Source organism: Alcaligenes endophyticus, assembly GCF_026344035.1.
GTDB classification, from domain to species: Bacteria; Pseudomonadota; Gammaproteobacteria; order Burkholderiales; family Burkholderiaceae_B; genus Alcaligenes; species Alcaligenes endophyticus.
This window is the reverse complement of sequence record NZ_JAPKND010000007.1, coordinates 56,517-69,996: the sequence shown is the minus strand read 5'-3', so window position 1 is coordinate 69,996 and position 13,480 is coordinate 56,517. Positions and strand designations below refer to the sequence as shown.

9 protein-coding genes are annotated in these 13,480 nt (G+C 49.5%); 1 reads left to right on the top strand and 8 read right to left on the bottom strand.

Annotated features, from left to right (window positions below):
* Nucleotides 1-93 precede the first annotated feature (93 nt).
* From OSH01_RS12575 to ilvB, 7 genes are all read right to left on the bottom strand, one after another.
* Nucleotides 94-2,613 (bottom strand): mechanosensitive ion channel domain-containing protein, encoded by a 2,520-nt coding sequence (locus OSH01_RS12575; RefSeq protein ID WP_266124466.1) that lies wholly within the window; start codon nt 2,611-2,613, stop codon nt 94-96.
* A 318-nt stretch (nt 2,614-2,931) separates the two neighbouring features.
* Entirely contained in the window at nt 2,932-5,076 is a 2,145-nt protein-coding gene (gene pnp / locus OSH01_RS12570) for a polyribonucleotide nucleotidyltransferase (protein WP_266124465.1), read from the bottom strand.
* An 89-nt stretch (nt 5,077-5,165) separates the two neighbouring features.
* The gene (rpsO, locus tag OSH01_RS12565; RefSeq protein WP_266124464.1) at nt 5,166-5,435 is read right to left on the bottom strand and encodes a 30S ribosomal protein S15; all 270 of its coding nucleotides are present in this window, start codon (nt 5,433-5,435) and stop codon (nt 5,166-5,168) included.
* Between the two features lie 184 nt (nt 5,436-5,619).
* Entirely contained in the window at nt 5,620-6,393 is a 774-nt protein-coding gene (gene pssA / locus OSH01_RS12560; RefSeq protein ID WP_266124463.1) for a CDP-diacylglycerol--serine O-phosphatidyltransferase, read from the bottom strand.
* A 205-nt stretch (nt 6,394-6,598) separates the two neighbouring features.
* Nucleotides 6,599-7,615, bottom strand: coding sequence for a ketol-acid reductoisomerase (gene ilvC, locus OSH01_RS12555; RefSeq protein WP_266124462.1), 1,017 nt, complete (start codon nt 7,613-7,615; stop codon nt 6,599-6,601).
* 94 nt (nt 7,616-7,709) lie between these two features.
* On the bottom strand, nt 7,710-8,201 hold the full coding sequence (gene ilvN / locus OSH01_RS12550; protein WP_266124461.1) for an acetolactate synthase small subunit: 492 nt from the start codon (nt 8,199-8,201) through the stop codon (nt 7,710-7,712).
* Nucleotides 8,202-8,213: 12 nt separating this feature from the next.
* On the bottom strand, nt 8,214-9,935 hold the full coding sequence (gene ilvB / locus OSH01_RS12545; protein ID WP_266124460.1) for a biosynthetic-type acetolactate synthase large subunit: 1,722 nt from the start codon (nt 9,933-9,935) through the stop codon (nt 8,214-8,216).
* A gap of 434 nt (nt 9,936-10,369) precedes the next feature.
* On the opposite strand from ilvB, the gene OSH01_RS12540 reads away from it, so the two are divergent.
* Nucleotides 10,370-12,655: an FUSC family protein gene (locus tag OSH01_RS12540; protein ID WP_266124459.1), complete on the top strand. Its 2,286-nt coding sequence runs from the start codon at nt 10,370-10,372 to the stop codon at nt 12,653-12,655.
* Here the strand turns inward: OSH01_RS12540 and yaaA are convergent.
* Nucleotides 12,652-13,431, bottom strand: a complete 780-nt coding sequence (gene yaaA, locus OSH01_RS12535) for a peroxide stress protein YaaA (protein ID WP_266124572.1) — start codon at nt 13,429-13,431, stop codon at nt 12,652-12,654. The genes OSH01_RS12540 and yaaA overlap by 4 nt on opposite strands.
* Between the last annotated feature and the right edge of the window lie 49 nt (nt 13,432-13,480).

The window sequence follows — 13,480 nt, the reverse complement described above, 5'->3', positions numbered from 1 at the left end:
CAACTGGCGTCACAAGCGTTGCCTGTTTACACTCCTGACGAAGTACGCTGGGCTTAGCGCACTTCGTCTCAATGTAGGACAGGCGATTCAACGTTATGCTTCAGTAGATAAAGGGCGCAACGTTTGCCCTGCTGGCGGAACCACTTCAGCGCCACGACTATTTTGCGCTACGGCATCGACCATTCGTATATCAGCGGGGCTAGCATAGCCATTTTTATCGCGACCAAAATGCAGCACCGTATGCGGATAGGGTAGCTCTATGCCAGCAGCATCGAAATGTATTTTTACCCAACGATTAAAACTACGCTGAACCGCCCACTGCATGCCAGGAGCGGTTTTAATTAGCACCCGTATGGTAAAGCCCTCTCGATTTAACGAGGTTACCCCTGGAATAGAAATATCCTCCAAAATAGCGCTCGCGACCTCGGGATCTTGTTTGGTATCCAAAAACGCCAAACGCAAACATGCTATGGCTTCATCCACGGACTCACGCAGCCCAACGCAATATTCCCCGTAGTGATACCCGTAGTCACGCGTGTGGTTGGCCACGCAGTCAATCGCAGAAAATGGTACTAAATGGTAACCCCCGTCCAGCGTACGAATGACGACCGAGCGGATGGTTAGTTTTTCCACTACGCCAAATAAGCCGGCTACCTCCACCACATCATTCTGATTCATGCCATTTTCAAGCTGAATAAAGACTCCCGTAATGACATCTTGGACCAGCTTCTGCGCCCCAAAACCAATCGCCAACCCAACGACACCCGCCCCGGCGATTAACGGCCCTATATCTATTCCTACTTGGGACAGCACAATCAATACTGTCATCGTCAAAATAACAATGGCTAATGCGTTACGAAAGAGCATTAATAAGGTCTTTTCACGCTCGGTGGGCATATGTACGTTTGACGCGCTTAAACGATGCTCGATAATGCTAGCCAAGATAGTCCATGTCATGGCGGCAATGATAAGCACCACTGCCACGCGCACCACCGTGTTAATAACCAACTGCCCCTGGCCGCTACTAAACCAGGTGCGTAAATCGACTAAATTCCAAGCATCAAAAATACTAACTAGAACGCTGACCAATACCAGTAAACGTAGGGCTCGTAGACTTACGGGAACGTAAGAATTCAAGCGCTCTTCAAGCAAAGGAAAAGCATGATTCCAGCGAGCCGATAAATGCAAACGATGGGACAATAAAGAGCTTAAAATCAGCGAAGCCACTCCACCCAACAACAATGCTAATAAAGTTTGTCCTGTAGCTTTAGCCATAAAACTCAAGGCATTTTGCTGATCACCCTGGGTCACAAAAAACAGCACGGTAAAGTAGAGCAAGGCCAGCCATACCCACACGCGAGCGATGATGCGCAATAAAGTGCCACTGAAAGCGCCGTCCGCATGTTCAGCCTGCTTTAAAAGCGTTTCTGTTACCGCATGCCGACGACTCCATAGGACGCCCACCGCATAGATATACACGGCTAAGATCAATACCGCACCCATCACATTCGCAAAGGCTGGGGACAAAATTGCCTGCAATACCGGCACAAGGACTAATAACCCATACCCACCCACCACCACTACTATCGACACCCAACGGTTCCAGTATGCGGCGCTGTCGTTATTAATGGGCAACAAACGCAATTGGTCGTAGCCGGTTGCAAATATGCCTCGGCTCACTACCTTAATTAACTCTACGCCCACAAAGGCTGTCAAAAACTGTAAGGAAAATAAGGTGGTTTGTTGACCTGAGTTGGGCAATGCAACAGCCACGACATATGCCACTAGGGCTGCAGCAAAAATCAATAATACATCAATGAAAAAAGCACCCAATACCGCCACGAGCTTACGCAACTTGCCATAACGTAGAAGGTAATGACGCACACTATAGTGGGGACGCTCTGTGGCGGTTGACTGCATACTTTCGGTAGACGTCACCTGCAAGTGTGCAAAGTCGCCCGTCATCTGCGTGTCATCTTCCTTAATCTCATCAAGCTCCTTGCTGGCTGGCGCGCTGTCGGGGCGCTCAGACACGGCAGGAGCGAATGACGGCACTTTTTTTGCCCAGGTATCAAAACGACGAAACACTGGTTTAGCCAACCATCTGCAACACAGGAAAGCCAGCCCAGCCACTAAAATTGTTATCAATAGATTGATCAGCGCAGGCAGCCAATTCTGTAAACTTTGCACTGAAGCGGGGTCACCGCGCCCCAATTGGCGTAAAACCTGCCACGTCTGCACGACATCAGAGCGTAAATGTTGCGCAAAGCTTTGCAGACGCCACACAAATTCGTTCGTGTCACTTGCTTGAATCAACTCCGGTTGGGTTGAAACGATATTTGGCACGGTAGAGTCGGGCTCTTGCACTAGGGAGCCATCTTGCTCTGCCGCCAAAGCGCGCAACTGCTCAATAAGCTGCGTACGCAATTGCTCGTTGCCCAACACCTGAGCCAGAGCTTCGTAACCCGCTGCGGTTTCTTGAGCGGGCTCAGTTTGCTCTTGGGCCTGAACCCAAACGGGTGACAATAAACCACACACTGCCAATAAAAAAGCGAGCATAAACGCTCGCAGATTTAACAGCCTGGCGCTTGGCAAGATAGCGTTATCTGTCATGAGTAAAATAATTCCATACGAATAAAAAGAAAGACTGCTAAAAGGGTAGCACTAGGCCCCAGCACGCTACAAACGCACACCTGAAAAAGCGTCTATATTCCACCCACAAAAAAACACTAAGCCCTTGTTTTATATAAAAAAACACCTAACAAGGAAATATAGCAACACATCCAAGCAAGATGTTACTAAAGATAAAAAGCCAGTCCTCCTCTTTCAGCGTACTTAGCACATTGCTCTTAACACGCGCCGTACTCCCATAAAAAAACCCTTCAACACCGCGGCGTTGAAGGGTTAATCGCTACAAGCTAAACCTAAAGCTTATTCTTGCGTAGCGGCCACTTCGGAAGCACCACCTTGCGCCTCGATGCCACCAATAGCCTTAACAGATAGACGTAAACGTCCTTTGTCATCGGCCTCAATAACTTTGAACTTAACGAGCTGCCCTACTTTCAAGACATCGTTAATATTGGCGATACGGTAATTAGCAATTTCCGAAATATGGAGCAAGCCATCACGACCTGGTAAAACTTGCACTATGGCGCCGAAATCAAGCAATCGCATGACCGGACCTTCGTATTCTTGACCTACCTCCACCTCGGCGGTCAATTCCTTAATACGACGCTCTGCCTCGCGAGCTTTGTCTAAATCGGCACTGGCAATGGTAATGGTACCGTCATCGCCGATGTCAATTTGCGTGCCAGTTTCTTCGGTTAGGGCACGGATAGTCGCCCCACCCTTACCGATAACATCGCGAATTTTTTCAGGATTGATCTTCAAAGACAGCATACGAGGCGCAAACTCGGACATTTCAGTGCGTGAACCCATAATTGCATCACGCATTTTGCCCAAGATATGCATGCGACCTTCATGGGCTTGAGCCAAAGCCACCTGCATAATTTCTTTGGTAACCCCTTGGATTTTGATATCCATTTGCAAAGCAGTAATACCATTTTCGGTACCCGCTACTTTGAAATCCATATCGCCTAGGTGATCTTCGTCACCTAGGATATCCGTTAATACCGCAAATTTGCCCTCTTCGAGGATCAGACCCATAGCAACGCCCGCTACGTGATCTTGTAATGGCACACCTGCGTCCATCATGGCCAATGAGCCACCACACACCGACGCCATGGAAGAGGAACCATTTGACTCGGTAATTTCAGACACCAAACGAATCGAATACTGGAAGTCTTCGTGCTTAGGCAACAAAGGGCTTAAGGCGCGTTTAGCTAAACGACCGTGACCAATTTCCCGGCGCTTCGGCGCACCAAAACGACCGGTTTCACCGGTAGAAAACGGGGGGAAGTTATAGTGCAGCATAAAGCTATCACGGTGATCGCCCAATACCGAGTCAATAATTTGCTCGTCTTGCTTCGTACCCAATGTGGCAACCACTAGAGCCTGGGTTTCACCGCGCGTAAACAAAGCACTACCATGAGCACGCGGCAATACACCTAAACGCACACTGATAGGGCGAACAGTGCGTGTATCACGACCGTCGATGCGCGGCTCACCCGCTAAAATTTGACTACGTACAAGTTTGCTTTCCAGCTCAAACAAGAGGTTATCAACCTCGACCGAATCAGGAGCCTCGGTACCATTCGCCTCAGCCTGAGCAGCCAATGTCGCATGGACGTGCTCGTATACTCCACGCACTTTAACCGTGCGAGCCTGTTTTTCACGCAATTGATAAGCTTGCTTCAGACCGTCTTGAGCAGCCGCCCGCACCGCTTCTTGCAAAGCGGTATTCGCTGCAGGAGCCTGCCAGTTCCACTCTGGCTTACCGGCTTCTTCAACCAGCTCATGGATCGCGTTAATCGCTGCTTGCATTTGCTCGTGAGCAAACACGATTCCACCCAGCATTACCTCTTCACTAAGCTGTTGCGCCTCAGACTCAACCATAAGCACAGCCGCTTCCGTACCCGCCACCACCAAGTCCATTTGTGAAGTGCTCAACTGGCTAACGGAAGGATTCAGCACGTATGCGCCGTCAACATAACCCACTCGTGCTGCACCCACCGGACCGTCAAATGGAATGCCCGAGATGGCCAACGCGGCCGAAGCACCGATCATGGCAGCGATATCTGGATCGATCTCTGGATCGACTGACAAGGCATGAATAATTACCTGCACTTCGTTGTAGAAACCTTCGGGGAACAAAGGACGCAACGGGCGGTCGATTAAGCGGGAAATCAGAATTTCGCGCTCGGAAGGCTTACCCTCACGCTTAAAGAAACCACCAGGAATTTTACCGGCAGCATACGTTTTTTCTACGTAATCTACGGTCAAGGGAAAGAAGTCTTGACCTGCTTTAGCTTTGCTTGCACCTACTACCGTTGCCAACACAACGGTATCACCGATAGAAACCAGCACGGCACCTGACGCCTGACGTGCTATTTCGCCTGTCTCCAGCACTACTGTGTGCTCACCGTACTGGAACGACTTGCTTACTTTATTGAACATTAGGAGAATCCTTACAATAAAAAAACCGTGCACACAGCGAAACAGTATCGCCGTATGCACGGTTGTCTAGCGGGGAACCAGCCCCGATATCACTTACGCAGACCGAGCTTTTCGATCAGTGAGCGGTACGCATCTGGATTACGACCTTTTAGGTAATCCAACAACTTGCGACGACGGCTAACCATACGCAACAGACCACGACGTGAGTGGTGATCTTTTTTGTGTGATTTAAAGTGACCTGTCAGTTCATTAATGCGAGCGGTCAATAAAGCCACTTGCACTTCTGGAGAACCTGTATCACCTTGTTTACGCTGAAACTCGGAAACGATATCGCTTTTCTTGATATCTGCAACTGCCATTTTTTATACCTCTGAAACTGGCGTTAAGGCCGAGGTGCCCTAACGTGGTTACACTAAAAATAAAATACTGCTGCCCACTGAGCAGCAGCAAAGATGATAATTATAGTCGAATAAACTTGAAAGGTTGACTTATTTTACGCCTGACCAAGCTATAAAAACTACAGTTTGTGCTATCTAGCGCTGGCTACTGCTGCTGACGAGTACGCGCCACACGCAAATCGCGCGCTTTACGCCAACGCCACAACATTACGCACCAACCTGAAATGCTATACACGCAAAACAAGGCAAACAGCACCAAAGGCGGGTCTGTAGAGACAAACACAAACACCAACACAAAAAGCAGCATGCCCCAAAAAGGCACGCTGCGTCGAACGGCAAAGGACTTACCACTGTAAAAAGGGGCATTCGACACCATGGCCAACCCTGAATAGACAGTTAAACCAAAAGCCACCCAAGGGATAAATGCCGCCCCCAGCAAGGTCATTTTGTTATCTACCACCAACCAGACAAAGCCTGCCATCAGTGCCGCAGCGGCAGGGCTAGGCAAGCCTTGAAAGAATCGCTTATCGACCACAGCAATGTTGGCATTAAAGCGAGCCAAGCGTAGAGCTGCGCCAACCACATAAATAAAAGCGGCCAGCCACCCCCAACGACCTAGGTCTTGCATCGCCCACAGGTACATGACTAAGGCAGGCGCCATACCAAAAGCGACCATGTCGGCTAGGGAATCGTACTGCTCACCAAAGGCAGACTGAGTATTGGTAAGCCTAGCCACACGGCCGTCCATCCCATCAAACACCATGGATAAAAAGATAGCTATGGCAGCCATCTCGTAACGCCCATTAATAGCTTGCACCACGGCATAAAAGCCGGCAAATAAGTTGGCGGTGGTAAAGGCATTAGGCAATAAGTAAATACTGCGGCGCCGACGGTTTTCGTCAAGAGGTAAATTCGGCATAAGAGAATGTCGCGTCTATTCCAGTGTATGACACCTAAAGTAGCATTGTAGACCAGCCAGCGAGTACTGCCACGAAAACACGCTATTCAATCCTCAAGAAGCTCACCCCTTAAGTATAAATAGCCATAAAAAAAGCGCTGCATCAGTAATGCAACGCTTTTTTTTCACTGCCCGACGAAAACGAGTGGTCGTCGGGCCAAACTAATTAGTTTTTAGTTTGATCTACCAATTTATTGGCAGCAATCCAAGGCATCATGGCGCGTAGTTTTGCACCTACTTGCTCGATTTGCGACTCAGCATTGATGCGGCGACGTGAAGTCAATGTCGGTGCACCTGCGGTGTGCTCCAAAATGAAATTCTTAGCATAAACACCGTTTTGAATATCTGCTAGGCACTCGCGCATTGCTTTGCGTGTTTCGTCAGTAATGATCTTAGGACCAGTTTCGTACTCGCCATACTCGGCGTTGTTCGAAATGGAGTAGTTCATGTTAGCGATACCGCCTTCGTAGATTAGGTCTACGATCAGTTTGAGTTCGTGCAAGCACTCGAAATAGGCCATTTCAGGTGCATAACCCGCATCAACCAAGGTTTCGAAGCCCGCTTTGATCAACTCAACCGCACCACCGCACAATACTGCCTGCTCGCCGAACAAATCGGTTTCAGTTTCTTCACGGAAGTTGGTTTCGATGATCCCTGCACGACCGCCACCGTTGGCGCTAGCATAAGACAAAGCGATATCGCGCGCAGCACCAGACTTATCTTGGTACACAGCAACCAGGTGAGGTACACCACCGCCTTGACGGTATGTGCCACGAACAGTGTGGCCAGGCGCTTTAGGAGCAACCATGATCACGTCGATATCATCACGAGGAACAACCTGCCCGTAGTGCACGTTAAAGCCGTGCGCAAACGCCAAGGCTGCGCCAGGACGAATATTGTCTGCTACTTGCGTGCGATACACTTCAGCAATGCTTTCGTCAGGTAACAGAATCATGACTACGTCAGCTACTTTCACGGCTTCAGCAACTTCTTGCACGTTCAAGCCTTCGTTAGCAGCTTTGTTCCAAGAGGCGCCGCCCTTGCGCAAGCCTACCACTACTTTTACGCCAGACTCGTGCAGGTTCAAGGCATGCGCATGACCTTGTGAACCGTAACCGATAATAGCAACTGTTTTACCTTTGATCAGGGAAAGATCACAATCCTTGTCGTAAAAAACTTTCATTTAATTCATGCTCCAAATAATTGTATTACTGCAATTCTGCCTGCTTACGCACATGGGCGTAAGCAACTACGAAATTCGTGTGTAGGCAAAGAGATTAAAGCTTCAGTACACGCTCGCCACGACTAACACCCGAAACCCCGGTACGTACGGTTTCCAAGATGGAGGCACGGTCTAGCGCATTGATGAAGGCGGCGATCTTTTCCTGTACACCCGTTAGTTCTATGGTGTAGGTTTTGTCGGTAACGTCAATAATACGACCACGGAAAATGTCAGCCATACGCTTGACCTCTTCGCGCTCTTTACCCACTGCGCGCACCTTGATGAGCATCAGCTCACGCTCGATGTGTGGCCCCTCGGACAGATCCACCACCTTAACCACGTCGATCAGGCGATTCAAATGCTTGGTGATTTGCTCAATCACCTCATCAGAACCCTGAGTAACAATAGTCATACGCGACAAGGTTTCATCTTCTGTTGGCGCAACCGTAAGGGTTTCAATATTGTAGCCACGTGCCGAAAACAGACCGACGACACGAGACAGCGCACCGGGCTCGTTTTCCAGAAGGATAGAAATTACGTGTTTCATGATTTTCTTTCCTTATAGATCATCTGGGCCCAACAACATTTCAGTCAAGCCGCGCCCGGCTTTCACCATGGGAAACACGTTCTCGGTTTGATCTGTAATGATGTTCAGGAATACCAAGCGGTCTTTATGTTGAGTAAAGGCCTCTTTGATGGCTGGCATCACGTCAGCGGGGCGATCAATCTCTAGACCCACATGGCCGTAGCTTTCTACCAGTTTGATGAAATCAGGCAACGCGTCGACATAAGACTCAGAATAGCGTGAGCCATAATCGATTTGCTGCCACTGGCGCACCATGCCCAAGTAACGGTTGTTCAAACACAGTACTTTAGGTGTTAAGCGGTACTGCTTACATGTGGAAAGCTCTTGAATATTCATCTGAATAGAGCCTTCCCCCGTAATGACTGCTACATCAGCACCAGGATTGGCCATTTGTACACCCATGGCATACGGCAACCCTACTCCCATGGTGCCTAAACCACCTGAGTTGATCCAGCGTCGGGGTTTATTGAACTTGTAATACTGAGCAGCCCACATTTGATGCTGGCCAACGTCGGAGGTCACAAAGGCATCACCACCAGTCACTTCCCACAACGCCTCAATCACGGACTGAGGCTTAATGAGCTCGTCGGAACGGGCGTAAGCAGAGGCATCGCGGGCACGCCACGTGTTAATTTGCTTCCACCACTCGGTAAGGCTTTGCTTATTAGAGCGCTCGCCCTGACTTTGCACATAGAGCTCGTTCAGTTCAGTCAGCACTTCTTTGACACAACCGACGATAGGTACATCGACCTTCACACGCTTGGAAATAACGGAAGGATCAATATCAATATGAATGATCTTGCGTGGCACTTGAGAAAAGTGACGCGGATTGCCAATTACCCTGTCATCAAAGCGTGCACCTACTGCGACCAGTACATCGCAGTTTTGCATGGTCATGTTGGCTTCGTAGGTGCCGTGCATGCCTGGCATACCAATGTATTGATCCGCTGTACCAGGAAAGGCACCCAAGGCCATTAAGGTAGTAGTACACGGTGCCCCGGTTTCTTTCACGAGCTGAATCAGCTCATCAGAGGCATTACCTAGTACGACGCCACCGCCCACATAAATCAGCGGGCGCTCGGCAGCATTCAGCATCTGCACTGCTTTTTTAATTTGCCCTAAATGGCCTTTAGTAACAGGCGTGTAGGAGCGCAGTTTGACCTCGCTACGCTTGGGCGAGTAGCGGCAAGTCTGGATAGTTATATCTTTGGGAATATCCACCAGTACTGGGCCTGGACGGCCGGTAGAGGCGATATAAAATGCTTTACGTATGGTGTCTGCAAGGTCACGTACGTCGCGCACTAAAAAGTTATGCTTAACGCAAGGACGAGTAATGCCTACAGCATCACACTCTTGGAAAGCATCTTCACCTATAGCCTGTGTGGAAACCTGTCCACTGATAACGACCATAGGGATGGAGTCTAGATAAGCCGTAGCAATACCAGTGACCGCATTGGTCACACCTGGCCCACTAGTTACTAGTGCCACACCAACTTTATTAGATGAGCGTGAGTAAGCATCAGCAGCGTGCACCGCAGCCTGCTCATGGCGTACCAGCAAATGCTGAATACGATCTTGATTGAAAATTGCGTCGTAGATATAGAGAACAGCACCGCCTGGATAACCGAAGATATGCTCTACACCTTCGTCAGCCAAGGCACGTACTACAATCTCCGCGCCAGTTAATTCAGACATATTTTATTCCTTTCAGGTCTTGCTCTGACATACTGATCGACTCTCAGTCTGAGCCTGAGTCGACAACAACCACATGATCCAGCGCTTCATGATCCACAGGATCACACCACCTGGACACATAGCTGCCCGACCTGCGCTCTTCAGCATGCAGTGCGTGCGTAATAGTAGCTCTACGCGATAGCTTGAACGGAAGCTCTGGCAACACACGCTTGTAACGCGGCCAGCAACAAAGTTATGAGGCGCAAAAAACCGGGCGGATAGCCCGGGCTACAGAGCCTAGCAGATTTGCTCAGGATACAGAGTAAATACTTCATCGTACTTTACCGCTTTGCGGCTATACGGGCAACTAGATTTGTTGGTAAAGTACAAATAAGCTGCGCTATTGACGGCAGCACCTTGACCCACACTCTCATGTAGGCGCCGGCGGAGTGTTCATGGCAGCACCCATTCCACAAATTAAACAATTTCTTTATAGTCATTATTTGCTGGGCGGATTGCGTCAATCGCTCGGTGTGCTACTGCCCGTCATTATCCTAGGACGCTTCTTCGGTCACTATGACCTAGGCGTGATTGCGTCGATGGGCGCTACGTGCGTGGCAATTATTGATCAGCCCGGAGGGCCGCGTCGCTATCGTAACAACGAAATGCTAGGCGGGATTATCCTTGGCACCTTCACTGTGGCGATTACTGGGTTAGCCTCGGCCTCTCCCGTATTGATTCTGCTCTGTGTACCACTGTTGTGTTTTATCTACAGCATGCTGTCTGTATTTGGGCGCCGCGGCGGCTTAATTGGATTTGCCTGCTTGCTGTTAATGACGCTGACTATGCGCTTCCCCATGCAGCCCCAAGACATACTGCTGCATACCTTGTATTCTCTGGGGGGCGGTCTTAGCTATTACTTATTTAGCCGCTTATTTCGCAAACTTTTTTGGTTTCGCGAGGAGCGGCAGACGTTAGCGGTAGCCTTATCGGCTACCGCAGAGTACATCGCTACGCGTTCCGAGTTTTATAACTCGGACACCAACCTAGATGAGTGCTATCGCAAGCTGATCAAAATCCAAGCGGATATGACGGATAAGCACCAAGCGGCACGCGACATGGTGTTACGCGAACTGCCCACCGGTTCGGGACGTGGGGATAAACACAAACAAGCCTTGCTGACTGTGTATTTGAATATGGTCAGCGTGCTGGATTCGCTCGTGGCCACTTATACCGATTACACCTTATTACGTCGCCAAATGGGTAACACCGACTTCATGTTTTTTGCCCACGACGGTTTGTATAAGTTATCGATCGATGTGGGCAACATCGCCATGAATGTAGCGCGTAGCTTACATACCCGCCGCCGGGCTAGTGTAAAAGCAGAAATCCGTGCCATGGAGTACGAGCTAGAGCAACATAGGAATCAAGGCATGCCTACCAATGACCCTGAAACCTATGCCTTGCTAGTACAAATATTAAGGCGCCTACGGAACGTGAATCGGATTGTCGAGCACATGGCTAACAACACCCGTAGAGCCAGCCAAAACATGCCAGTAGACCAATACATGAGCAAATCCTTAAGCCGCTTTTTGTCACGCGAAGACATACGGCTAGGCATGCTAACAAGCAACCTACGGCTACAGTCTACTCATTGCCGATATGCCCTTCGCGTCACCGTGGCAGTGTTGTGTGCGCTAGGCCTAGGCGCGCTAAGTACCCACTTTCATGACAAACTAGGCCTTATCAGCGCCCTTACCGTCCACAGTTATTGGATTATTTTAACCATACTGGTCATTATGAAACCGGGCTTTGCTACCACGCGCCAGCGTAATGGGTGGCGTCTAGCCGGTACAGTCATAGGCTGCACAGGTGCGTTTTTACTTTTTAAGCTCACTGATAGCGGCGAAGTTTATCTGGGTATTATGCTGCTGGCGTATTTGCTGGGCAATAGCCTCGTGCAGCTTAATTACATGCTATCGGCGCTGTTTAACACCATCTTCGTGATTCTGTCTTTTCAGTTTCTTTCCACTGGCGGCACATTTATTATCGGCGAACGTCTTGTCGACACACTAATAGGCTGCGGCATTGCCATGGCTGCCAGCTACCTCTTACCCAGTTGGGAGGCTAATTCACTAGACGCTCTGGCCAAACAAGCCTTGGTTGCTAACCGCGACTACCTGCATACAGGCTTAGAGTTTGCACGACTGAGCCGAGCACACAGTCAAGCCCGCCTACAAGCCTCGCATGCAGACTCGTCTGAACAAGCTCAAGCTGAGCTAGCTCAACTAGAAGCCGCCCTCATGGAGGCTGATACCTCTTGGCAATTAAGCAATAAAAACGTGCACATTGCGTTCAGCAACTTTGCAGCCGCTTTTTATCGCATGATGGATGAGCCCGTAGGACGTCAGCGCAACGTCTCGTTACTGAACAACCTACTCATTCAAAACCACGTACTGGCATCCCAAATCAGCGCTGCTGTGCCACTGCTTGCCACCTTACAAGAAGTTCCGCCAGGCATTGGGCAATCGCTGGACGCCATTCAAACCTTATTGACGATCGAGGATGCAAGCGCTCCGGGGTCGATTGAAACGGAAGGTGAGCTCGCTTTGTTGGCTTACCCGATACGCCAAATGGTCAAAGCGGCACAACTTATACGTCAAGACATGCGCGGCCTAGAGTACAGCGTAGGGCCGCAACTCCCACCCAAAGAGGCGCAAGAGCGCGGCCTGGCTGCTTAAGCCACCTGCTCGGGCCGACGAAAGACCAGCTTATCTGCACTGGACAACTCGGGCGTGTAGGCATAGCCATCGACAGCAAAATGCTTCAACGCTTCGATACTTTCTATACGCTGGTCAATCACATAGCGAGCCATTAAGCCACGCGCTTTTTTGGCATAAAAACTAATGACTTTCCACTGATCATTTTTTTGATCTTGAAACACACACTGCACCACTTTTGCGTTTAGCGCCTTCTTATCTACCGCTTTAAAATACTCTTCAGACGCCAGATTTAGTATCCACGGATCAGGCTGCTGCGCTTGGCGCTGATTTAAATACTCAGCGATTTGCGTACCCCAATATTGATACAAATTAGCGCCCGCCGGATTAGCTAAACGGGTGCCCATTTCCAGCCGATAAGGACGCATCCAATCTAGAGGGCGCAACACACCATACAAACCACTAAGCATCAGCACGTGCTGCTGTGCCCACTCTAATGCTTGGTCATTGAGCGTATCAGCCTGCAAACCCTCGTACACATCGCCGTTAAACGCCAATATCGCCTGACGTGAATTGCTGGCATCAAACTGCGCTTGCCATTCGGCGTAACGCTGCACATTAAGCTGAGCCAGAGCTGGACTTAATTTCATGAGCTCAGCCACTTGCGACTCCGACTTGGTACGCAAAATGTCAATTAAGCTCTGGGCTTGCTCAATAAATAATGGCTGAGAATGCAACTGAGTGCGCACAGGGGAATCGTAATCTAACTTTTTTGCTGGCGATAAAAGCAACAACATAGACATAAGGTTCCTAAAAAAGCAGACACACTAGGAGCCTGCCATGTAC